18 protein-coding genes are annotated in these 23845 nt (G+C 63.7%); 9 read left to right on the forward strand and 9 right to left on the reverse strand.

Going from position 1 to position 23845, the window contains the following annotated elements; all coding sequences use genetic code 11:
- Window positions 1–170: 170 nt before the first annotated feature.
- From ACVOLR_RS09350 to ACVOLR_RS09360, 3 genes are all read right to left on the reverse strand, one after another.
- The gene (locus tag ACVOLR_RS09350; RefSeq protein ID WP_481536217.1) at window positions 171–1526 is read right to left on the reverse strand and encodes a Gfo/Idh/MocA family protein; all 1356 of its coding nucleotides are present in this window, start codon (window positions 1524–1526) and stop codon (window positions 171–173) included.
- 116 nt (window positions 1527–1642) lie between these two features.
- A complete protein-coding gene (locus tag ACVOLR_RS09355) occupies window positions 1643–4618 on the reverse strand; it encodes a TonB-dependent receptor plug domain-containing protein (RefSeq protein WP_481536218.1) in 2976 nt (991 codons plus the stop codon).
- A gap of 121 nt (window positions 4619–4739) precedes the next feature.
- Complete coding sequence (locus ACVOLR_RS09360) at window positions 4740–8102, reverse strand: TIM-barrel domain-containing protein (RefSeq protein WP_481536219.1); 3363 nt, start codon at window positions 8100–8102, stop codon at window positions 4740–4742.
- A 316-nt stretch (window positions 8103–8418) separates the two neighbouring features.
- Between ACVOLR_RS09360 and ACVOLR_RS09365 the strand changes: the two genes are divergently transcribed.
- The 6 genes from ACVOLR_RS09365 (at window position 8419) to ACVOLR_RS09390 (ending at window position 15705) form a co-directional block, all read left to right on the forward strand.
- Window positions 8419–9573, forward strand: a complete 1155-nt coding sequence (locus tag ACVOLR_RS09365) for an SIS domain-containing protein (RefSeq protein WP_481536220.1) — start codon at window positions 8419–8421, stop codon at window positions 9571–9573.
- The gene (locus tag ACVOLR_RS09370; RefSeq protein WP_481536221.1) at window positions 9566–10516 is read left to right on the forward strand and encodes an ROK family protein; all 951 of its coding nucleotides are present in this window, start codon (window positions 9566–9568) and stop codon (window positions 10514–10516) included. The genes ACVOLR_RS09365 and ACVOLR_RS09370 overlap by 8 nt, the downstream gene beginning before the upstream one ends.
- A 2-nt stretch (window positions 10517–10518) precedes the next feature.
- Complete coding sequence (locus ACVOLR_RS09375; RefSeq protein ID WP_481536222.1) at window positions 10519–11853, forward strand: D-tagatose-bisphosphate aldolase, class II, non-catalytic subunit; 1335 nt, start codon at window positions 10519–10521, stop codon at window positions 11851–11853.
- Window positions 11853–12662 carry a DeoR family transcriptional regulator gene (locus tag ACVOLR_RS09380; RefSeq protein WP_481536262.1) on the forward strand — a complete coding sequence of 270 codons (810 nt, stop codon included), beginning with the start codon at window positions 11853–11855 and terminating at the stop codon, window positions 12660–12662. The genes ACVOLR_RS09375 and ACVOLR_RS09380 overlap by 1 nt, the downstream gene beginning before the upstream one ends.
- Window positions 12659–13771 (forward strand): N-acetylglucosamine-6-phosphate deacetylase, encoded by a 1113-nt coding sequence (gene nagA, locus ACVOLR_RS09385; protein WP_481536223.1) that lies wholly within the window; start codon window positions 12659–12661, stop codon window positions 13769–13771. The genes ACVOLR_RS09380 and nagA overlap by 4 nt, the downstream gene beginning before the upstream one ends.
- 134 nt (window positions 13772–13905) lie before the next feature.
- Window positions 13906–15705 (forward strand): MFS transporter, encoded by a 1800-nt coding sequence (locus ACVOLR_RS09390; RefSeq protein ID WP_481536224.1) that lies wholly within the window; start codon window positions 13906–13908, stop codon window positions 15703–15705.
- A 380-nt stretch (window positions 15706–16085) separates the two neighbouring features.
- Here ACVOLR_RS09390 and rplS read toward each other — a convergent pair whose 3' ends face one another.
- The 4 genes from rplS to rpsP form a co-directional block, all read right to left on the reverse strand.
- Window positions 16086–16493 (reverse strand): 50S ribosomal protein L19, encoded by a 408-nt coding sequence (gene rplS / locus ACVOLR_RS09395; protein WP_481513194.1) that lies wholly within the window; start codon window positions 16491–16493, stop codon window positions 16086–16088.
- Between the two features lie 135 nt (window positions 16494–16628).
- Window positions 16629–17408: a tRNA (guanosine(37)-N1)-methyltransferase TrmD gene (gene trmD / locus ACVOLR_RS09400; RefSeq protein ID WP_481536225.1), complete on the reverse strand. Its 780-nt coding sequence runs from the start codon at window positions 17406–17408 to the stop codon at window positions 16629–16631.
- A 5-nt stretch (window positions 17409–17413) separates the two neighbouring features.
- Window positions 17414–17929, reverse strand: coding sequence for a ribosome maturation factor RimM (rimM, locus tag ACVOLR_RS09405; protein WP_481536226.1), 516 nt, complete (start codon window positions 17927–17929; stop codon window positions 17414–17416).
- Between the two features lie 38 nt (window positions 17930–17967).
- Complete coding sequence (gene rpsP, locus ACVOLR_RS09410; RefSeq protein WP_282273428.1) at window positions 17968–18228, reverse strand: 30S ribosomal protein S16; 261 nt, start codon at window positions 18226–18228, stop codon at window positions 17968–17970.
- Window positions 18229–18513: 285 nt separating this feature from the next.
- Between rpsP and ACVOLR_RS09415 the strand changes: the two genes are divergently transcribed.
- Together ACVOLR_RS09415 and map are read left to right on the forward strand one after the other, a co-directional pair.
- On the forward strand, window positions 18514–18726 hold the full coding sequence (locus ACVOLR_RS09415) for a ParD-like family protein (RefSeq protein ID WP_481536227.1): 213 nt from the start codon (window positions 18514–18516) through the stop codon (window positions 18724–18726).
- Window positions 18723–19514: a type I methionyl aminopeptidase gene (gene map / locus ACVOLR_RS09420; protein WP_481536228.1), complete on the forward strand. Its 792-nt coding sequence runs from the start codon at window positions 18723–18725 to the stop codon at window positions 19512–19514. Before ACVOLR_RS09415 ends, map begins: the two co-directional genes overlap by 4 nt.
- Window positions 19515–19726: 212 nt before the next feature.
- Here map and ACVOLR_RS09425 read toward each other — a convergent pair whose 3' ends face one another.
- Complete coding sequence (locus ACVOLR_RS09425; RefSeq protein WP_481536229.1) at window positions 19727–21820, reverse strand: M13 family metallopeptidase; 2094 nt, start codon at window positions 21818–21820, stop codon at window positions 19727–19729.
- Window positions 21821–21958: 138 nt separating this feature from the next.
- A complete protein-coding gene (locus ACVOLR_RS09430; protein WP_481536230.1) occupies window positions 21959–22879 on the reverse strand; it encodes a LysR family transcriptional regulator in 921 nt (306 codons plus the stop codon).
- Between the two features lie 210 nt (window positions 22880–23089).
- Between ACVOLR_RS09430 and ACVOLR_RS09435 the strand changes: the two genes are divergently transcribed.
- On the forward strand, window positions 23090–23824 hold the full coding sequence (locus ACVOLR_RS09435) for an SDR family oxidoreductase (RefSeq protein ID WP_481536231.1): 735 nt from the start codon (window positions 23090–23092) through the stop codon (window positions 23822–23824).
- Window positions 23825–23845: the final 21 nt, after the last annotated feature.

Below are 23845 nucleotides of genomic sequence, written 5' to 3' on the forward strand. Positions count from 1 at the left end.
CCCCCCCCGAGCATGGCTCGGCACTACATGTACGGAGTCCGGGTAAAGCCTCTGCCGAGCATGGCGCGGCACTACCGGTCCGGAGGGCTGGGAAAGCCTCAGCCGAGCATGGCTCGGCACTACATGTGAAGCTCATGCCGAGCATGGCTCGGCACTACAGTTACGGCTGATCAATAACTGCCGTCGAAGGCAAAGATCGGCTTGCGCTGCTGCCACAGGCCCTTGGTGAAGTCCGGGAACTCCAGGGTCTGGAAGCTGTTGGCAATCGACTGCTCGGACAGCGGGGTGATCGCACTCCAGGTCACCGCATCGTAGATGTCGATCGGCATCGGCGCCTTGGCCTTCAGTGCTTCCACGAACGCGTGGATCACGAACCAGTCCATGCCGCCGTGACCAGCGCTGGCAGCGGTATCAGCATGCTGCTTCCACAGCGGGTGCTCGTACTGGTCCTGGTAGGTCTTGAACTCTTCCCACTGGTGCGGTGGGCTGCGGCCTTCGATATGGATGCCGTGGTTGACGTCCATCCACAGGCCCTTGGTGCCTTGCACACGGAAGCCCATCGAGTACGGGCGCGGCAGGGAAGTGTCGTGCTGCAGCAGGATGGTCTCGCCGTTCTCGCAGGCCAGCGTGGTGGTGACGATGTCGCCGAGCTTGAACTTGACCTTGGTGCTGGGATGGGTGGTGCCACCACTCTTGGCCACGGTGTAGTCATGCAGACCGCGCGCCTTGCTGGCGAAGGCATTGATATGGGTGAAGCGATTGCCGCGATTGATGCCGGTATACATCGCGCACGGGCCGATGCCGTGGCTGGGGTACAACTCGCCATTGCGCTGCACCGAATGCTCGGTGCGCCAGCGTGCTTCCGACCAGCCCTTGGCGCCGAACTCCACGCCACTGTCGTAGGGATGCTCAGGCGTACCGTCGTTGAACTTCACCCCACGCAGGTCGTGCTGGTAACCGCCCTGCAGGTGCACCAGTTCGCCGAACAGGCCCTGGCGCACCATCTGCAGCGCAGCCATCACGTCACGGCGATAGCAGACGTTCTCCAGCAGCATGTACGGGGTGCCCGTGCTGAGCTGGGTGTTGAGCACATCCCAATGGTCCTGCAGGGTAATACCGGCGACCACTTCGCAGCCCACCGCGACCTTGGCCTGCATCGCGGCAATCGCCATTGGGGCATGCAGCTCCCACGGGGTGGCGATGATCACGCCGTCCAGACCACGCTGCTCCAGCAGGCGCTTCCAGGCGTTCTGGTCGCGGTCCGCGCCGTAGGCCTGCGGTGCCGGCTTGCCGGCCTTGGCCACCATGTCCATTGCGCGGCCGAGCATGATCGGCTCGATGTCGCATACGGCAACCACTTCCACGTCGTCGCGGCGCACCAGTTCCTTCAGCAATACCAGACCGCGCATGCCGGTGCCGATCACGCCCAGACGCACCTTGCGGCCACGTGCCCAGGCCGGCGTTTCCGGCAGCAGGCTGGTGGCGGCCAGGGCCGCGCTGGCCATGATGAATTCCCTACGCTTCATTGTGTTTCCTCTTTCATGGGTCGTGCCGGTGATGGCAGGTGTGCCACGACCGTGCTGACGGTGTCACTGTCTTCCCCCTCATGCAATGCATGAGGGGGAAGCGGTGCTGCGGTGGATCAGAACTTGTAGGTGGCGGTCACGCTGTAGATGCGACCAAAGTTGTTGGCATAGCCGGAGAAGTTCATCCAGTCGTTCGGATCGTAGAACGGCAGGCGGTTGAACAGGTTCTTGACGGTCACGCCGACGCTCAGCTTCTCGATAGGACGCCAGTTGACGCTCAGGTTGGCCGTCCACCATGCCGGTGCGCCGCCGCAATGGCCGGGGGCCAGGTCGAGGAAGCTGCCGGTGCAGGTCTGCGCATTGTTGTCCTGCGCGTCGATGCGGTCGTAGGCCCACTTGGTGCCGCCGACGTAGTTGACGTAGAAGCCGGTATCCCACTTGCCATACGTCCAGTTGGTGTTGAACGTAGCGCGCACCTTCGGGTTGTTGTAGTAGCCAACCAGGTTGCCGTAGTACCAGCCGTCACCGTTGTCGGAGTTGTACATGTTGCGGTTGGCGATGGTAGCTGCCACACCGATGTTCAGACGGCCCCATTCACCCAGGTCGAAGCGGCTGCGCAGATCCACGTCGAAGCCGTCGATCAGGGTGCGGCCACGGTTGCTGTACTGGCCGATCACGCTGGCGACGTTGCCGATGCTGTAGCCCGGCAAGGTGCCCGGACAGGTCACGCCGCTGGCTGGGTCGTTGCACATCGCAGCCAGGGCCGCGAGGTTGGACCGGTCGGACTCGGTGATCGGGAAGCGCGTCATCGAATCGATGTCTTCTTCCTTGCTGTAGTCCGGTGCAACGATTTCATCGCGGCGGTACACGAACCAGTAGTCCGCCGACACCGACAGCCAATCGGTCGGCTCCAGCACGACGCCCAGCGTGGCGATCTTCGCCTTCTCCGGCTTCAGGTCCTGGTTGGGCTGGGTCATGCGCGCCACGTTGCGGCTGCAATCGCTGTTCCACAGGCTGTTGCCCAGATCCTTGTCCACGACGCGGTTGGACTGCCGCAGCAGGCCAGCGATCGCATTGGTTTCCGCACAACGGACTTCATCACGGTAGCCGCCGATCTGCGCATACACGCCACCGCTGCCGGCCTCGGCCAGGCTGGGTGCGCGGAAGCCTTCCGAATAGGTACCACGCAGCATCAACTGCGGCAGCGCCTGATACTTCAGGCCGATCTTCGGCGCGGCGTTGGCGCTGAAGCCCGGGTACTTGTCCAGGCGCAGTGCCAGGTCCATTTCGAGCTTTTCAGTCAGCGGTACCACCGCTTCGGAGAACAGCGCGTAGGTGTTGCGCTTGCCGTCGAACCACGAGCCGCCCTGCTGGGTGATCAGGCCGTTGGCGGCATCCGGGTTGCCCGGAGTGTAGAAGGTTTCGCGGGTTGCATTGAAGCCGAATGCCGCGCGCACTTCGCCGGCCGGCATGTTGAACAGCGGGCCTTCGATCTTGCCGTCCAGGGTGTGCAGGCGGGTCCACGACTCGATGTCGAAGGTCGGGAAGGCTTCGCGGATCAGCGCCGCGTTGGCTTCACTGATCTCACCGAACTTGTAGGCCGGATGATCGGAAATGATGACGCGGCCGGTACCCGGATCGATGGTGTACGGACCGAAGGCTTTCTCGAAGCCCTTCAGGTTGACGTTGGTGGTCTGGTAGGTGACCGAGTGCGAACCTGCGGTGGCGAATGCGGTTTCCCAGTTCCAGTCGCCGGCGGCACCACGCAGACCTGCCACCACGCGGTAGCTGTCGTCGGTATTGCGCTGACCGAAGTGGCCACCGCCGACGTCCTGCAGCAGGTAACCCAAACCGACCACACCGCCATTCATCGCCTTCAACTCCGGGCTGGCGTGGTTGTATTCGTTGTTCGGGCCGAGCCACGGGGTCAGGAACTGGTTGACCGTATTGCCGGTATTGCGCGAGAACCAGCTCTGCGGATTACCAGTGGTGGTGCCGTAAGCACGCGGCGTACCGCCATTGGCGTGCAGATCGATGTCGGTATAGGTGACTTCGGCGAATGCCTCAATGCTGTCATTGAGCTGGTAATGACCATTGACGTAGGCAGTGACGCGCTTGGAATCCGCGCCGCCGTTGATCTGCCGGTTCATCCAGGTCTGCCAGATGCAGCGGGTGCCGCTGCTGACCTGCAGCACGTTGTTGCAGCCCGGTGCAGCCTCATCCTTGCGCACGCCGGTGACCGGATCGATGGCGTAGTAATAGCCGGGGTTGAACACGCCCGGCGCGCTGCCGGTGTCCAGCCGCAGATTCTTGATGTAGTCCGGGTTGTTGACGTAGAACTGGCCCGGGTGTTTGAGGTACCACTCGCTGTCCGGAATGCCGTCACGCTCATACAGATTGACGCTGGCATAGACGTTGTAGCCGTCCTCAGCCATGTCGCCGAAGCCGCCGGTAACGCTGGCCTGCTTTTCACCGAAGGAATCAAAGCGCGAGGCGGTGTCCCAGGTGCCGCTGACTTCCAGGCCCTGGTAGCTGCGCTTGGTGATGACGTTGATGACGCCGGCCACTGCATCGGTGCCGTATACGGCCGATGCGCCATCGGTCAGCACTTCCATGCGCTCGATGACGGCGGCAGGAATGGCATCGATGTTGACGAACTGGGTCTGGAAGCCAGCCGGCGCGCCGTAATACGACAGGCGGCGACCGTTCAACAGCACCAGCGTGCCCTGTGCGCCGAGGCCACGCAGGTTGGCCTGCGAAGCGCCATCGGAACCGGTGAACAGCGACTTGGAATCAACCTGGCCCGGCCGCGCTGCCGGCAGGTTGTCGAGCACCTGCAACAGCGTGCGCGCGCCCATGTTTTCGATGTCCTGCTTGCTGATCACCTGCACCGGCGATGCGGTTTCCACATCGGTGCGGCGGATGTTGGAACCGGTGACCTCGATGCGGGACAGCTCGGTGGTCTTGTCCTTTTCCTTTTCAGCCTTGTCCTGCGCGAACGCGGGTGCGGCGATGGCGAACAACACGCTGGCGACAGCCAGCGATAACGGGGCTTGCAAACAGCGTTTGGCACTGCGATTGGCTGGCAACATCGGGGTTCTCTCCTGGCAAGGGCACGCAAAAAACAGCAGATGGCGGGCAAAGCGATCCCATGCCACGGTTCTTGGACCGTAGCCGGGGTAATCCGGTGGAAGGAGCGGTGTTACGGGTGGGTCATGGGGCGAGGATGTCGGCGGAATCGCCCTCCTCGCCTATCAGTACGGCATTGGCCCAGTTGGCGCAGACCTGGGACGGTTGGTTACCCTGCGCGTCCAAGGTGCGCAGGCTCAGTTTGGACAGACCGCGGATGTCGAGCTCGGGCTTGACCACACCCGGTGCTTTCACAAAGCCGCTGTCATAGAGCAGGCGGTCATCGCCCCAGACCTGGAACTGCAGACCGCCGGCCTGACGGCATTGGTCGTCGACACCCAGATCGGCGCGCAGCGTTTTCCACTGGCCCTTCAAACTCATGTCGATGCGGCTTTGTGCACCGACGCCGAGGCCACGGCGGAACTGCAGGCCGTTCATGCGCATCGGCACTGCGGCGGCGAACGAACGGTCGGCGTGCACCTGGGCGGCCAATACGGCCGGCAGCGGCAACTGGGAGAGGTATAGCTGCCGCGCCGGCCGTTCGGCCGTTTGCTGCTCGAGGATGTGGAAGGTGGACAGTGCAATCGGGCCAACATCGCGCGGCTGCAGTGCATCCACCGCACGTGCGGTGCCGCCCTGCGCTGCGGTCACCATCGGATCGGCACCGCCAGCACCATCACCATCGGGGTTCTGCACGCTGAGCACGCGGAAGCGCAGCAGGCGACCGGCATGGGCCGGGAAGTCGATGCGCTGCAGTTCCTGCTTCAGCTGCAGGTGACCCGTAGCAATCGGCTTGCCCCACTCACCATTGCTGTCGGCCATGTAGATTTCGTAATCACGCACCTGACCATGCTTCCAGTGCTGGTCATTGCGCGGTGCCAGCTCAATGCCGTCGATCAGCTTGCGCTCGCCAAAGCCCACCACCCACTCATGGGCGCCGGTGCGGATGGCCTGGTTCCGCACGCTGCGGAACCACGTCGCCGGATCATCGTCGAAGGCATTTTCCAGCGGATGGCCGGGCTCTTCGGCCGGACGGTTGACCACCAGCAGACTGTCGGACGGCAGCGCGCGCCCCAGTTCCGGTGCGTTCGGGAAGACGTCATCAGCCAGCGCGGCGGCAACCGGGAAATCCAGCTGCAGTTTCAGCGGCGCGCGGATGTCCTGGCTGGCAGTGCGCACATGCAGCGTGCCCTTGCGTTCCTTGCCATCGAAGTACCAGCCTTCACTGGCCGCTTGCAGCGCAGCGGCATCAGCCAGCTTGGGCAGCGCGCGGCCATCCATCTGCACCGCAGTTGGCGCAGTGCGACTCAACACGCGCAGACCGTAACGACGCTGTGCCAGCTGACCTTGATACTCACCTTGCACCGGCGCAATCTCGACCTGCACCGGGCCACTGCCTTGCGCCGGTGCCTGTACGCGGATCTGTTGCGTGCTCGACTCGCCCTTCTGGTAACGGCGGGTGCTGCCATCATCTTCGTACAGCGTGTAGCTGGATGCACCCTGCGGGTACAGATCGAAGGTCACTTCATCCAGCGGTTTCTCGCCGTCGAACAGCATCTCCGGATACATCGGCAGGATGGCTCCAGCGCGCACGAATACCGGCAGCGTCGCCAGTTCAACCGGACGGTCGAGTTGCTTGCCTGCAGCACCGGCCTGCAGATGGCGGCCGTCCCAATAGTCGTACCAGCCGCCAGCCGGCAGATGGATATCGCGGCGCCAGCCACGACTTGCCGCCTGGCTGCGGTAAACCGGCGCAACCAGCAGATCGCTGCCGAGCAGGAACTGGTACTTGTAGGTTTCGTCCTGCGCGTGCGGGTCCTGCGGGTTGTCCCACATCAGCCCGCGCACCGGCGGCGCGCCGCTTTGTGCGGCGTCATGCACCAGCCCGTACATATACGGGGTCAGGCGCATTTTCAGCTTTAGGTAATCACGGTTGATCGAACGATAGGGCTCATCGAAGGCCCAGGGGTGCTTACGTGCGTTCGACGACCAGCCGGACATGCCCATCAGCACCGGAGTGAAGGTTTTCCACTGCAGGTCACGGGTGAAGGTCTCGGCGCTGCCGCCGAAGATCGCATCGACGTCGCCGCTCGCATAGGCCATGCCCGACAGACCGGAACCCACCAGGGTCGGCACGTGCCAGCGGATGTAGTCCCAACTGCTGCTCTGGTCACCGGTCCATGCAACCGCATAACGCTGGATGCCGGCCCAACCCATCACCGTCCACAGGAAGGGGCGCGAGTCGGAATTGTTGAGAATGCCGTCGAACGCCTGGCGGTTGGCATCCATCGCGAACTGATAGCCCTGCCCGGTCCAGGCCACATCCAGCTTCTGCACGCGGCTGCCGGCCTTGCCGACTTCCCAGGCAATCTTGTCGACGCCGTTCTCGGTCCACAGGCCGGTCTTGAAGCCGTACTTGGCCAAGCCCTGCACGGTTTCCGGCAGCTGCTTGTAGCCGCAGCCATAGCCGTCGTTGGGCAGGATCCAACCGCCCGGCATATCGTTCTCGCGGTACTTGGCGGCAACGCTGTTGACCACGTCGATGGTGGTGCCGGTGGGGCCATCGCTCCAGCCTTCGGGAACGCTGCCGGGCTTCTTGATGTTGTCGCCGTCGTTGTAGCAATCGGCATCGCCGTAGGACAGCGCCCAACGCGCGACCATGTTCGGTCGACCGGTCAGCTGGGTGTAGCGCTCCAACAGACGCTGCAGATCATTGCCGACGAAGTAATAGGCATCGAAGCGGTCTTCGCGGTGCAGCAGCGTGGCCTGGTCCGGCTGGCGCAGGTCATAGCTGCCGTCGCTCCAGGTGTTGCGCAACATGCCCCAGCCGCGTGAGCTGAGCAGCATCGGCGCCGGGCTCGGGCGGTCGCCCTCTTCCCAGCCGCCGGAATAGGAAACTTCAAGCTCGCGGCCCTTGAACTGGAAACGGCCGTTCTGCTGGCCGCCACCGTAGAAGGCTTCATCGGCCTGCGAGGACAGCACCTGCACGCTCTGCTCGGCGGCCAGATCCAACGGCTGCTGTTCCTGCCATAGCGACACCGGCTTGCCGCCATCCAGACGCTCCAGCCGCAGCTGCAGGGGCTGCCGCTGCACATGCAGAACGAGCGCCGGGGTACGCACGCGGATTTCCTGCGCGTCTTCTTCCAGCTGCGCCTGCACCTGCTGCACGGGCTGCGGCAACACGATGGGCGCGGCCTTGTCACCAGCGCCGGTCAGCTTGCCGTTGCGGCCGGCCTGCACATGCACGATGTCGTTGGCCAGCACCTCGATGCGCAGGGTGCTGCCGGTATCACTGCGTACGTCCCAGGCACGCACGCCGTCGCGGCCATCGCTGGCGGTGACGGAGCGCAGATTGCCGATGGGCTCGGCCTGTGCGGTCACTGCCGGCAACAACAAGGCCGAAAGCAGCGCCAGCAACAGCGGCGATTGACGAACGCAGTGTTCCACCTTGCCTCCAACCCGTTCAACGGGCGTTTCGAAACCGAGTGCGCCGACTCTAGGGCAGGAAATCGAAAGATGTCAACAAAATGAAAGCAAAAGATAAGTAGGATTTCTTGCAATCGAAAGATGGTGCGGAGCAGCAACTTTCACATCGCCCAGCTGAGCGTATTCATTGCTGCGAAAGGGTTTCCCGGGAAACCTTTCGCTTCAGACGATTCTCAAGAGATTAAAGCCTAATCAAATTATTTCTTTCGTTTTGCTTTCGCTATTTGACATTTCGAAAGAAAAGAAAGATGGTGCGCTGGCCAATCAGGAATCACACATGGATGCCACCCTGCTTCACGATCTGACCGCCTGGCAGCGCCTGGGCGGAGCCGATACCGCTACCGAAATCGCCCAGCAGCCCGCGCTCTGGGAAACCCTTGCCCTGGACCTGCAACAGGCCAGCACGCGCCTGCGGGCTTTCCTCGGCCAACGCCTGTCCGATCCGCGCCAACGGGTGATCTTCACCGGCGCCGGCAGCTCCGGCTTCATCGCCGAGATGGTGGCCGACACCATCAACGCGCAGTGGCCGGCCGAAGTACGCGCCGTGCACACCACCAGTCTGCTCACCCACCCAGCGCTGTACCTGCAGCGCGACCGCCCGACCCTGCTGGTGTCGTTCGGCCGCAGCGGTTCCAGCCCGGAAAGCGTGGCTGCCGTCGACCGCGTCCGCGCCGACGTCGACGATGCCCGCTTCCTCGACATCACCTGCAATGCCGAAGGCGAACTGGCCCGCCGTGGCGCCGGCCGCGACGACACCTGCATGTTGCTGATGCCGGCCGCCAGCTGCGATCGCGCCTTCGCCATGACCAGCAGCCTGAGCTGCATGCTGCTGACCGCGCTGACCGTGTTCGACAGTGCACCGTGGGCCGAACGCGTACAGCGCCTGCAGCAGGTTGCCGCACTCGCACGCCAGGGCTTGGGCAACTGGGATGCCGCGGTCGCCGCGCTCGCTGCGCAGCCGTACAACCGCGTTATCTATCTGGCCAGTGGTCCGCTGGAAGCACTGGCCCGCGAGGCAGCGCTGAAGGTATTGGAACTCACTGCCGGCCGCGTGCTGGCCCTGGCCAATACCCCGCTGGGTTTCCGCCACGGCCCCAAGTCCACGCTCAATGATGAAACGCTGGTGGTGGTACTGCGCAGCGCCGAGCCGCTGGCGCGTCGCTACGAACAGGACCTGCTGGAAGAACTGCGCGGTGATGGCGTAGCCGGCAAGGTACTGTCGATCGGCCCGCATTCGGACCTGGGAATCCACGACGACTACACCTTGTCCGTGCCTGCCCTGCCCGACAGCTGGTTGGCGCCGGTGTGGCTGCCGTTCGCGCAGCTGTACGCCCTGCAGCGCTCAGCCGCACTCGGACTGACGCCCGACAATCCGTTCCCGGACGGCACCGTCAACCGCGTGGTCAAGGGCGTCACCATCCACCATGGCTGATACCCGCGCCCCGGCCTGCTACGGCATCGACATTGGCGGTACCAAGATCGAACTGGTGGCCTGCGATGCTGCCCTGCAGGTCGCGTGGCGCAAACGCATCGCCACCCCGCAGGGCGACTACAACGGTTTTCTGCAGGCAGTGGAAACACTGGTTGCCGATGCCGATGCCGAACTCGGCCAACGCGCCGAGGCCATCGGCATCGCCCTGCCCGGCGTGCGCGAGCGGCGCAGTGGCCGCCAGCTCAGTGCCAACGTACCGGCACTGACCGGCCAATGCGTAAGTGCCGATCTGCGGGCACGCCTGCAGCGGCCGTTGCATTTCGGCAACGACCTGCAGTGCTTTGCCTTGTCCGAAGCACACGGCGGCGCGGCGGATGGTTACCCCAGCATGTTCGGCGCCATCCTCGGCACTGGCGCCGGCGGCGGTTACTGCCTGCACGGCAAGCTGGTCAGCGGCTTCAACGGCCTGGCCGGCGAATGGGGCCACTGGAGCGTGCCGGCCGATCTGCTGCAACGGCATGGTTTGCCGCTGTTGGATTGTGGCTGCGGCCTGCGCGGCTGCGTGGAGCGCTATGTCTCCGGCAGCGGCGTGGCGATGATCGAACAGCATCTTGGCGGCAACGCTGCCAACGCCAGCGAGGTCATCGCCCAGGCCGAGGCCGGTGACATTCGCGCCATGCAGGCGCTGGATATCCACCGCGACCTGCTCGGCCACAGTTTCGCCGCGCTGATTCTTGCGCTGGACCCGCACGTCATCGTGCTCGGTGGCGGCCTGTCGCAGTATGCGCCGCTCTACCAGCAGCTGCCCGCGGCCATCGCCGCACATCTGTTCACCGGCGTGGAAGTACCGCCAATCGTGCCACCGCGTTTCGGCGATGCCGGCGGTGCCCGTGGTGCCGCCCTGCTCGCCTGCCAACCCGCTTACCTGATTCCCGGAGCTTGACCATGTCACCGCTGCAATCCCTGCTTGCCTCTCATCGCCAAGGCCACAACGTCGGCCTGTACAGCGTCTGCTGCAGCAACGAACAGGTGTTGCGCGCTGCAATGCATGTGGCCGCGCAGTACGACACCGTGCTGCTGATCGAAGCCACCTCCAACCAGGTCGACCAGTTCGGTGGTTACACCGGCATGACCCCGCCGCAGTACCGCGCCTATGTGGAAGCGCTGGCCGATGAAGAAGGCTTCCCGCGCTGGCAGCTGATCCTCGGCGGCGACCATCTCGGTCCCAACGCCTGGCAGAAGCAGCCGGCCGCAGAAGCGATGGCCAATGCGCGCGTGCTGATCGAGGCCTATGTCGCCGCCGGTTTCCACAAGATTCATCTCGACTGCAGCATGTCCTGCGCCGACGACCCGACCCCGCTGCCGGACGCCACCGTCGCCGCGCGCTCAGCCGAGCTGGCAGTGATTGCCGAAGCCACCGCCAAGGCCAATGGCCTGCCGCCACCGGTCTACGTGATTGGTACAGAAGTGCCGATTCCCGGTGGCGAAGCTTCGCTGGCGGGCGGCCTTGCGGTCACCACGCCGGCCGCTGCCGCGCAGACCCTGGCCATCCATCAGCAGGCCTTCGACACACCGGAACTGCGCGATGCATGGCAGCGCGTGATTGCAATGGTGGTGCAGCCGGGCGTGGACTTCGACCACAGCAGCGTGCACGAATACGACGCCGCCGCTGCCAGCGAGCTGGCGGATTTCCTCGAACAGCAACCGCGCATCGTGTTTGAAGCGCACTCGACTGACTACCAGCGCGAGTCCGGCCTGCATGCGCTGGTGCGCGATCACTTCGCCATCCTCAAGGTCGGCCCGGCGGCGACCTTCGCCTACCGCGAAGCGCTGTTCGCGCTCGCCGCGATCGAAGCCGAACTGCTGCCCGCCGCGCAGTGCTCGAAGCTGCCACAGGTGCTGGAACAGGTGATGCTGGCCAAGCCGAAGAACTGGCAGGCGCATTACCACGGCGATGAAGCCACGCTGCGCCTGCTGCGCTCCTACGCCTTCAGTGACCGCTGCCGCTACTACTGGGGCGAGCCGGAACTGCTGCAGGCTGTGCAGACCTTGTTCTCCAACCTCGAAAAGCACACCCCGCCGCTGGTGCTGCTCAGCCAATACCTGCCTGGCCAGTACGTGGCGGTGCGCGAGGGCCAGTTGGCCGCCACGCCAGCCGCCCTGGTGCAGCATCGCGTCGGCCAGTGCCTGGGCGAATACGCGCGCGCCTGCAGCGCCAATCAGGCAGGCACGCGCAAGCAAAGCGAAAGTTTGCGCACCCAAAACCTTGCGAACGGTTAATCTCCGCTTTCAAACGCACACGAGAGCCGACCATGCGCAATACCCGTCCCCGCCGACAGCAGATCCTGCAACGCCTGATCGACCAAGGCTCAGTGCAGGTTGCCGAACTGGTTGACCAGTTCGGCGTGTCGGCGGTGACCATCCGTACCGACCTCGGCCACTTCGAGGCGCAAGGTTTGGCCACGCGCACCCATGGCGGCGCAACGCTGGTACGGATGCCGCCGCAGGAACAGGACATCCACGAGAAAGATGCGCTGAACCTGTCGCTGAAGGAATCCATCGGCATGCGCGCCGCGCAGCTGGTGCAACCCGGCGACAACATCATCATCGACTCCGGCTCCACCACCATGACCCTGGCCCGCCATCTGCGCGATCACCGCGATGTCACGGTGATGACCAATGGCTTGAACATCGCCTGGGAGCTGGCCAACGCACCGGCGGTCAACGTGCTGCTGACCGGCGGCCTGCTGCGCAAGCAGTCGCTGTCGCTGCAGGGCAGCCAGGCCGAAGCCAGCCTCACCTCCTACAGCTTCGACACCTTGTTCCTCGGCGTGGATGGTCTGGACCTGCAGTTCGGCCTGACCACCCATGACGAAGCCGAAGCCCGCCTCAATCACCGCATGGTCGAGCGCGCACGCCGCATCGTGGTGCTGACCGACGCCTCCAAATTTGGCCGGGTCAGCCTGCACCGCATCGCCCGCCTCGACCAGATCCACGCCATCATCACCGATACCGGCATCGACGAGGCAACCCGCGAAGGCTTGCAACGTCAGGGCATCGAAGTAATCACCGCCGAGCCACCGCTATGACCGATACCCGCAGCCTGTACGGCCGCATCCTCACCCCGTTGGGCTGGCGCCGCGGCCACGTCCACTTCGACCAGCAACTGCGCACGTTGGAGGTGGAAGACCATGCGGGTGATGGCGGCGATCTGCCGATCATCCTGCCCGGCTTCATCGACCTGCATGTGCATGGCGCAGCGGGCGTGGACCTGATGCAGGGCGGCGATGTCGCCCGCCGCATTGCCCACACCCATGCCCGCTACGGCACCACCACCCTGCTCGGCACCACCATGACCGCCGAGTACGCCGAGATCGAGAACGCCCTGCGCGGTGTAGCGCAGGTGATGGCGACGCCGGATGCGGATGCCGCGCAGATCATCGGCGTGCATCTGGAAGGCCCCTTCATCAGCCCGCAGCGTTTGGGCGCGCAGCCGCCGCGCACGCTGGAAGCAACACTGGAATCGGTGCAGCACCTGCATGCATTGGCACCGATCAAGGTGCTGACCATTGCCCCGGAAATCGGCCAACACACCGCCTTGATTCCAGCGTTGGCAGCGCTTGGCATCCGCGTGCAGATCGGCCATAGCGCCGGCACGTACGACGATGCGGTCGCTGCTTTGCAGGCAGGCGCGGTTGGCTTCACCCATCTGTTCAACGGCATGACCGGCGTTGATCACTACAAGCCCGGTATCGCTGCTGCCGCCTTGGCGCATGCCGAATACGCCGAACTGATTCCCGACCTGCAGCATGTGCATCGCGGCGCGATCCGCATGGCGGTGCGCGCGATCCCGCGCCTGTACGCGGTCACCGATGCGACCGCCGCCACCGGCATGCCTGATGGCGAGTACGCCTTGGGCGAACAACGCGTGCACAAGTGCATGGGCTGCGTGCGGCTCTCCACCGGCTCGCTGGCTGGCAGCGCACTGACCATGGATCAGGCGCTGCGCAATCTGGTCGATGTCGGCCTGGAACTGGCCGATGCCTCGCAACGTGTCTCCACCATCCAAGCCGATTACCTCGGCCTGGAAGACCGCGGCCGCATCGCCCCGGGCCTGCGTGCCGACATGGTAGTGCTGGACCCGCAATTGAAGTTGCAGCAGGTATGGATAGCCGGCAATCCGGTCGACCCAAACTGACCCGCTGCATGTAGTGCCGAGCCATGCTCGGCAGCCTTCCGTTCCGGTAGCCATATCACCGGAACACGCCACGCACCCGCACGGCAAACCGGGCAGGGCCCGGCACCATAAAAACCAGTCCCAGGAACGCGCCGATGACCGACACCACTTTTGCCGTGCCAGCCAGCGACGCCGCGCCGCGTTGGCCCGTGCGCTATCTCCTTTTCATCGCCGGCCTTGGCGGCCTGCTGTACGGCATCGACATCGGCATCATTGCCGGTGCCCTGCCCTATCTGGAAGCCACCGCCAGCCATGCCTGGCAGCTGAGCAGCCAACAGATGGGCTTCGTGGTCGCGGCGGTATTGCTGGGCAGTGTGTTGTCATCGCTTTTCGCCGGCATGATCGCCGACCTGATCGGCCGACGCGGCGCGATGATGCTCGCTGGCGTGCTGTTCACCGCCAGCATCCCGATCATGGCGCTGGCCTCGGGCTATACGCCGCTGCTGCTCGGACGCCTGCTGCAAGGCATCAGCGGCGGTCTGATCGGCGTGGTGGTTCCCCTCTATCTGGCCGAAGTACTGGGACCGGAACGACGCGGTCGCGGCGCGGCGATGTTCCAGCTGCTGCTGACCGTTGGTCTCGTCCTTGCTGCCCTGATTGGTTTGTATCAAGCGCATTCGGTGGATGCCGCGGCCGAGTCGGTACGCAACATGCCATTGGTGCAGCAGGCGCAGCATCTGTTCGCAGTGAAGGACCAGGCTTGGCGGACCATTTTCTGGACCTGTCTGCTGCCAGGCGTGGTGTTCTGCATCGGCCTGTTCTGGCTCAACGAATCACCGCGCTGGCTGGTACGCCGTGGCCGCATCGATGCCGCGCGTCGCGGCCTGCAGGCAACGCTGCCGCCGTCGCAGGTGGAAGCCACGCTGGCGCAGATCCAGAATCCGGTGACGGCCAAGGCCGATGGCGAGCGCGACCGGCTGTTCAGTCGCCGCTACATGGTGCCGTTCGTACTGGCCTGCCTGGTGCTTGCCTTCACCCAGGCCACCGGCATCAACTCGATCCTCGCTTACGCGGTCAACATCCTCAATCAAGCTGGTCTGCCGGGTGCAGCTGCGAACGGCGCGGATGTGGCGATCAAACTGCTCAACGTGATCATGACCTTGGTCGCCTTGTTCCTGGTGGATCGCAAAGGCCGCAAGTTCCTGCTGATGATCGGCAGTGGCGGCATCTGTCTTGCCCTGTTGGCTGCAGCGATGCTGTTCTTCAAGGCAGAACAGGGTCGCGCCGATGTGCAGCAGGTATTGCAGCACGCAGTGCAGAGCGATGGCCTGCAGTTGCAGCTGGATGCGGCGCAGTGGCATCAGCTGGCCGGCACCCGCAATCGCGATGGGCAACCCTCGCAGCTGACGGTGTCGTGGAGCTATGGCGGTTTCAGCGATGTGCGCTCGCTGCGCAGCGACAATCCCAGCGATCAGCAGTTGTTGATCGAGCGCTCCGGTACGGTGCGTGCCGACAGTGTGATCGGGCGTTTCTTCCGCAGCCTGCATCTGAATCCGTTCCCAGACCCGAGCGCCGCTGCCGATGCACCGTTGCGCATCGAGCAGGCCTGGGTCGGCGCGGTGCCGCCGGCTTCGCATGGCTGGGCGGTAGCGGCCTGCATCCTGGTATTCGTTGCGTTCTTCGCGGTGGGACCGGGCGTGTGCGTGTGGTTGGCCTTGTCGGAGTTGATGCCTAACCGCATCCGCTCGAACGGCATGAGCATCGCACTGCTGATCAACCAGTTCGTATCGACCACCATCGCGGCGGTGTTCCTGCCGACGGTCGGCCATTACGGCTACGCCAGCATGTTCCTGTTCTGGGCGGCGTGTACGTTCGCTTTCTTCCTGATTGCTGCGTTCTGGTTGCCGGAAACCAAGGGCAAGACGCTGGAGCAGATCGAGGCGCATTTCCGCTGAGTGGCGGCAGAGCTACAAGCCAAGGCAAGAATCAAAAGCCCCCTCATCCGCCCTCCGGGCACCTTCTCCCGCCGGCGGGAGAAGGGACAGCTAGGCTTTTCTTGCCATCGGATAGTTCACCGCGCAGAGCACAAGCAATGCACCAGCCCCCAGCAATGCCAGCCTTCCCTTCTCCCGCCTGCGGGAGAAGGTGCCCGGAGGGCGGTTGAGGGGGCTTCTACGCTTCTGAGCTTCTACGCTTCTGAGCTTCTACGCTTCTGAGCTTCTACGCTTCTGAGCTTTCCCAGCTTCCAGCCCTCACTTCACCCAACCCCACAAACGCAAACGGCCACCCGAAGGTGGCCGTTGCTGCAAACAGGCAGAGCCTGTTGGCGGGACTATCAGCCGGCAGCCTTGGCAGCCAGGCGAGCAGCCTTGGCCTGCTGGGCAGCAGCCAGATCTTCCTTGATGCGGGCAGCCTTGCCTTCCAGACCACGCAGGTAGTACAGCTTACCGGCGCGAACCTTACCGCGACGCTTCACTTCGACCGAGTCGATGATGGCGCTGTGGGTCTGGAACACGCGCTCGACGCCGTAGCCGTGCGAGATCTTGCGCACGGTGAAAGCGGAGTTCAGGCCAGCATTCTTGGTGCCGATGACGACGCCTTCGTATGCCTGCACGCGCTCACGGTTGCCTTCCTTGACCTTCACGTTCACCACGACGGTGTCGCCCTGGCTGAACTTCGGCAGTTCGCGGGTGATCTGGGCGGATTCGAATTCCGCGACGATGGACTTGTTCAGCTTGCTCATTGGGTTACACCGATTTGTTCGGGGTGGGCGTGTCGGATCGACAGCTTAGGCTCATACAGTCGCCGAATTGCGCTGCACGTTATTGTTTTGGCTCCTCGTCAGGCCATTCAGCCGACGGGAACTCGTAATTCTAACTTACTGATCGCCCTCGGCGCCAGTAGCTTGCTTGAACGAATCTGCAAGCGCCTGCCGGGCTTCGGCCAACAGCTTGCGGTCGGCCTTGTTCAGGCTGGCCTCGTCCAACAGGTCCGGACGCCGCAATGACGTGCGCAGCAAAGATTGCTGGCGGCGCCAGGCGGCGATAGCAGCGTGGTTGCCGGAGCGCAGCACGTCCGGCACATCGCCCAGCGGGTGGCTGGCCGGATGGCTGAAGTGCGGGCAATCGAGCAGGCCATCGCCTTCAAAACTGTCCTGAACCGCCGATTCGGCGTCGTTCAAGGCACCGTCCTGCAGACGGGTGACCGCATCGATGATCACCGCCGCACCCAGCTCACCGCCGGACAGCACGTAATCGCCGATGGAAATCTCCTCGTCCACCTCGCCCGCCAGGAAGCGCTCGTCGACGCCTTCGTAGCGGCCACAGAGCAGGATCATCCGCGGCAAGGCCGCCAGTTCGCGGACCTTGGCTTGGTCCAGCGGCCGGCCCTGCGGGCTCAGGTAGATCACCGGTGCCGGGGTCGGATCTGCCTCACGCGCAGCAGCCAAAGCCGCTCGCAAAGGCTCGATCAGCATCACCATGCCCGGGCCGCCGCCAAACGGACGGTCGTCCACCCGGCGGTAATTGCCCTCGGCATAGTCACGCGGGTTCCAGCCATGCAGTTCCAGCAGGCCCCGCTCCTGCGCACGACCGACCACGCCCAGCGCGGCCGATTGAGCGAGAAATTCAGGGAACAGGCTGATGACGTCTACACGCACGGGCTTTAGAACTCCGGATCCCAGTCGACCACGATCAGGTTGGCCTCGAAATCCACGGATTTGACGAAGTCGCCCATCACGAACGGAATCATCCGCTCACGGTCGCCGCGCGTTACCAGTACGTCGTTGGAGCCGGTACTGAACAGGTGCGAGGCAATACCCAGCTTGACGCCTTCGACGGTCTGCACATCCAGGCCTTCCAGGTCGACCCAGTAATACTCATCCGCGCTCGGCGGCGGCAAGGCGCTGCGGGCGATGTAGATCTCGGTCCCGATCATGGACTCGGCCACGTCGCGGTCGGTCACGCCCGGGAAGGTCGCCACCAGTGTCTTGCCCGAATCACGGCCACGCACGCCGGTCAGCTCGGACTCCTGCCCCGCAGGGGTACGCAGAATCCAAGGCTGGTATTTGAAAATGGCGGAACGTGGCTCGGTCCAGGACTCAAGCTTCAGTTCGCCGCGCACACCAAAAACGCCGGCAATCCTGCCCAGCAGGATCCGGCGCTCGATATCTTTCTTCATATAGCAGTCGGGCCGCGCTTGCGCGCGGCCCGCCAGAATCAGGCCGCAGCGGCCTGGGACTTGGACGCTTCCTTGTACAGGTTGCGAACCTTGTCGGTCATCTGGGCGCCGTTGGCGATCCACTTGTCGCAAGCAGCGATGTCCAGCACAACGCGCTGCTCGCCACCCTGTGCAACCGGGTTGTAGTAACCGACGCGCTCGATGTTGCGGCCGTCGCGGGCGCTACGAACGTCGGAAACGATGATGTGGTAGAACGGACGCTTCTTGGCGCCGCCGCGGGTCAGTCGAATCTTGACCATGGTGGTGTTTTCCTATGTTGCCCAGTCGCCAGGATGGCGCGGTAAGCCGGCGATTATAGCGACCACCCCGCCCCATTCCAAGCCCAGCCCTGATCGGGAACCTGAACCAGCTCCGGCGCCCATCTTCCGCCAGCTGCCGGTGCCAGCCTCGCAGCCAGTCCGGTGCCGATCCTCGGTGCTTCAGTGTGGCAGGCGTCCCTTCGCCAAGCCGCCTCTTCTGTTTCGTTCAGCGCTCCGGGCATATGATTCACATATGAATCATATATTGAATACCGGGAGCGACCGATGGGCATCGTGAACATCGACGACGAACTGCACGACAACCTGCGCAGGGCCAGCACCGTGTCTGGCCGCTCCATCAATGCGCAAGCCGGGTTCTGGATCAGGATCGGCATGCTCTGCGAACTGAACCCGCAGCTGAGTTTCCAGGAGCTGGTCGCCCGCGAACTTGCGGCAGCCGGGGTAAGCCCTGCGGGCATGCGGGTGGCGGAAGCATGATCAAGCAGCCGCACGAACTGGCATTGATGGCCGAATCCGGGCGTCTTCTGGCCTCGGTGTTCGAAGCACTGAACCAACTGCCGTTGGAGGGCTTGAGCACCCTGCAGGTAAACGACTGGGTCGAGCGCTTCATCGTCGACCAGTTACAGGCGCGCCCAGCCAGCAAAGGCCAATATGGCTTCGCCTATGTACTCAACAGCTCCATCGACACTGTTGTCTGCCACGGCGTGCCGTCGTCGAAAGACATCCTCCGCAATGGCAGCATCGTCAACCTGGATATCACCTTGGAGAAAAACGGCTATATCGCCGACTCCAGCCGGATGTTCCTGATCGGCGAGGTGAGCCATCAAGCCAAACGCCTGGTGCGCATCACCAACGAAGCCATGTGGAAAGGCATCGCTGCGGTACGCCCCGGCGCGACCCTCGGCGACATCGGTTTTGCGATCAACCGCCACGCCAAGGACGCTGGCTATTCAGTGGTGAAGGAATACTGCGGCCATGGTATTGGTCGCGAAATGCACGAAGAGCCGCAGGTGCTGCATTACGGACACCGTGGCGCCGGACTGGAACTCCAAGCCGGCATGACCTTCACCATCGAGCCGATGATCAACCAGGGCCGCGCAGCGATCGACAACCACGACGATGGCTGGACCGTGACCACACGCGATGGAAAGCTATCGGCACAGTGCGAGCATACCGTCGAGGTGACGGAGACCGGCGTGCGTGTACTGACCCTGCGCGATGAGGAACGGGCTACCGCGCAGAAGCTGCTGGGCGCAGTCGCGTAGGACAGGCTTTTGTAGGAGCGGCGTAAGCCGCGAAGCTGGCATAGCTGGAGCGCGTGACATATCCGTCAGCTGATGCTCTATCTGCTTCGCGGCTTACGCCGCTCCCACAAAAAAAGAAGGACAGGCTGCTCGCCGTCAATGTGGTCAGACAAAAAGAAGGCCCGGCAATGCCGGGCCTTCTTCTTTCACTTATCGTGATCAAACAACCGCAATCACCAGATCACAACCCGCTTGTCATCGCTACGCACCATCGCATCGCCGGCCTTGCACTGGAACGCAGTCGCATACGACGGCATGTTCGACGGTGCACCGTTGGCACGGAAGTTGGCCGGTGCGTGCGGATCGGTGTTCAGACGCACGCGCAGCTCACCATCGGTGAAGTTGCGGCGCCACACGGTGGCCCAGTTCATGAAGAAGCGCTGGTCCTGGGTATAGCCATCAACCGGCACATTGACCTTCTCGTCTTCCTTCAGCGCCATCTGCAATGCGTCGTAGGCAACGGTCAGGCCGCCGAGGTCGCCGATGTTCTCGCCCAGGGTCAACTTGCCCTTGACGTTGACGCCCGGCAGCGACTCGTAGCCGTCGAACTGCGCGACCAGCTGGTCGGTGCGACCGGTGAACGCGGTGCGATCAGCATCGGTCCACCAGTTGTCGAAATTGCCATTGGCGGCGAACTGGCTGCCCGAGTCGTCGTAGCCGTGCATCATTTCGTGGCCGATGACCGCGCCAATGCCACCGTAGTTGAGTGCCGGATCAGCCTTGGCGTCGAAGAACGGCGGCTGCAGGATCGCAGCCGGGAACACGATCTCGTTCTTGGTCGCGTTGTAATAGGCATTGACGGTCTGCGGGGTCATGCCCCACTCGGTCTTGTCCACCGGCTTGCCGATCTTGGCCAGCATGTAGCGGTAGTTGAACGCCTGCGCAGCCTGCATATTGCCCAAATAGCTGTCGCCATTGATGGTCAGGCCGGAGAAATCACGCCACTTGTCCGGGTAACCGATCTTCGGGGTGAAGCTGGCCCACTTCTCTAGTGCCTTCTTCTTGGTGTCCTCGCCCATCCACGGCAAGCCTTCCAGGCGTGCCTTCAGCGCGACCGACAGGTTCTCCACCAGGTGCTGCATGGCGACCTTTGATTCGGCCGGGAACACGGCGTCCACGTACAGCTGGCCCAGCGCTTCGCCCATCGAGCCATTCACCGAATCCAGCACGCGCTTCCAGCGCGGCTGCATTTCCTGCTGGCCGCGCAGGGTCTTGCTGAAGAAGTCGAAGTTGGCCTGCTCGAAGTTCTTGCTCAGATACGGCGCGGCGTTGTCCACGGTGTGGAAGCGCAGATAGGCCTGCCAGGTGGCAGCCGGAACGTCGCCCAGCATCTTGTCCAGTTCGCCGAAGAAGCCCGGCTGGGCCAGCGAGAACTTGTCCTTGGCCGGGATCTGCAGCGTGTCGAACAGCGCGGTCCAGCTGAAATTCGGGGTCTGCTTGTCGGCGTCGGCGGCACTGACCGGGTTGTAGCGCTTGGCCGGGTCACGGAGCTCGATGCGCGACAGCGAGGCCTTGGCCAGGCGGGTTTCGAAATCCATCACCGCCTTGGCCTGCTGCTTGGCCTGCGCGGCATCGACGCCGGACAGGGTCAGCAGCTGCTCGATGTAGGCCACATAGGCCTCGCGGATCTTGGCCTGCGATTCGTCGAAGTAGTAACCCTTCTCCGGCAAGCCCAGGCCGCTCTGGCCCACATAGGCGATGACGTTGGCCGAATCCTTGAAGTCCGGGCTGGCGTACAGCGAGAACAGGAAGCCATTGCCCTGCGCATAGGCATCACGCAGGTAACCGGTGATGGCGGCGGTGTCGTTCAGCGCGGCGATCTTGTCCAGTTCCGGTTGCAGCGGCTTGATACCGGCGGCCTCGATGGCAGCCTCGTCCGAGCCGGTCTTCCAGATGTCGCCGATCTTGGCTTCGTTGGAGCCCGCCGCAGCCTTGCCAGCAGCAGCCTGCTGCACCAGTGCGTGCTGCACTTCCAGCGAGCGCTCGCGCAGGATCTCGAAGCTGCCCCAGGTGGTCTGGTCGCCCGGCACCGGGTTGGCCTTGAGCCACTTGCTGTTGACGAAGCCATTGAGGTCGGCGCAGGCCTGCACGGCCGGGTCCAGATCGGCGGCGTTGAGCGAGATCAGCTGGGTCTTGAGCTGTGACTGGTCGAACGCAGCCTTGGCTTCAGCAGCCGGCGCGGCGGGAGCTTCGGTCTTGCCACAGGCAGCGAGCGAGGCGGCGATTGCAACCGTCAGGGACAACGGGACGAGCTTGGAAAACGACATGGACATCTCCGGCCAAACAGGGAAAGGCCGCGCAAGGCTGCGCAGCGCAACCTTGGAGGGTAAAGGATCTGTGTATATCGAGGGACCCGCCGAAGGTCACGCTTCAGCGCGTGCTTGCGGGCAGCACGGCGAAAGCTGTCAACCACCCGCCCCTGCGTTTGCCGCATCGGCCGGTTGAAAACCACGCACATGCGCTATCAGTGCACGCAGCTTGGGAGCCTGGTTGTGGCGGTTCGGGAAGTACAGGTAAAAGCCGGCAAATGCCGGCAGATACTCCTGCAGCAGGGACACCAGCGTGCCCTGCTCCACATGTGCACGGAAGCAGTGCTCCATGCCGATGGTGATGCCACCGCCGGCCAACGCCGTACGCACCATCAACTGCATGTCATTGGTGGTTATCTGCGGTGACACGGCCACCTCGAAATCGCCAGATTCATCGCCAAATTCCCAGCGGTAAGGCGCCATCTCCGGTGCGCGGCGCCAACCGATGCAGCGATGCGCCGCCAGATCCCTCGGGTGTACAGGTACACCATGGCGGGCGAGATAGGCCGGCGACGCCACAACGACCTGCCGCTGCAGACCGCCAAGCGGTACCGCGACCATGTCCTGTTCGATGACCTCCCCCAGCCGCACCCCGGCATCGAAGCCGGCGGCAACGATGTCCGACTCGTCGTCGGTGACGGTCACGTCCAGGGTGATACCCGGGTAAGCCTCGGCAAAGGACGCAATGAGCGGCCCGGATAGAAACGGTTCGGCGATCGACGTCACCGCCACCCGCAGCACCCCACGCGGCGCGCCATCCCCCGCCACTTCGTCCAAGGCCGTAACAACCGTGCCCAACGGCGCGGCAATCGTGCCGTAGAGCCGTTCCCCGGCCTCGGTCAGCGACACGTTGCGGGTGGTTCGGTGCACCAGCGCGATGCCGAGCGCGTCTTCCAGCCGTCGCATGCCCTGGCTGACTGCCGAGCGGGTCACACCCAGGCGATCAGCAGCCATTCGAAAGCTGCGGGCTTCGGCAACGGCCAGAAACAGGTTGAGCAGTTTGAGATCGGCATCCATTGGTTAGCAATGGTAACCGCCACATCCACTAAAAATGGAGTTCCCTCGACAATCGTCCAGGCCTACCTTTTCCACCTCGGCCACGGCTTGAAGGTCTGGCACACCACCAACAAAAGACGATGCAGCAACACCCCTATCTGCGCACCTGGGTAACCGCCGCCGGCCCGACACCGTCAACAGCCCTGATTGAAACACCTGAAGGAACCAAACATGCAGAACCTCAACAACAAAGTAGTACTCATCACCGGTGCCAGCAGCGGCATTGGTGAAGCCTGCGCACGCCTGCTGGCCAAAGCCGGAGCCCGCGTGGTGATGGGCGCCCGCCGCAGCGAACGGCTTGATCGGATCGTCGCCGATATCGTCGCCGACGGCGGCCAGGCGCAGTCCATCAGGCTCGACGTCACCCAGCGCGCCGAACTTGAAGCCTTCGCTAATCAAGCCATCGCCCACCATGGCCGCATCGACGTGATCATCAACAACGCCGGGGTTATGCCATTGTCACCAATGGCCTCGCTCAAGGTCGATGAATGGGACCGGATGATCGATGTGAACATCCGTGGCGTCCTGCATGGCATTGCCGCCGTGCTGCCCATCATGAAAGCCCAAGCCAGTGGCCACGTGGTGAACATCGCCTCCATCGGTGCGCATGCGGTATCGCCAACCTCGGCGGTTTACTGCGCCACCAAATACGCGGTCTGGGCCATTTCCGAAGGCTTGCGCCAAGAGAACGCCGACCTCCGCGTCACCACGATCTGCCCGGGCGTCACCGAATCGGAGCTGGCCGAGGGCATCACCGATGCACAAGGCCGCGAGGAAATGAAAGCGTTCCGCAAGGTCGCGATCAGTAGCGAGGCGATAGCCCGCGCCATCCATTTCGCCCTCTGCCAGCCGGCCGATGTCGACACCAGCGAGATCATCATCCGCCCAACCGCCAGCCCTTACTGACCAGGCAGCAATACGTTGCGG

Source organism: Stenotrophomonas sp. STEN030, assembly GCF_056759995.1.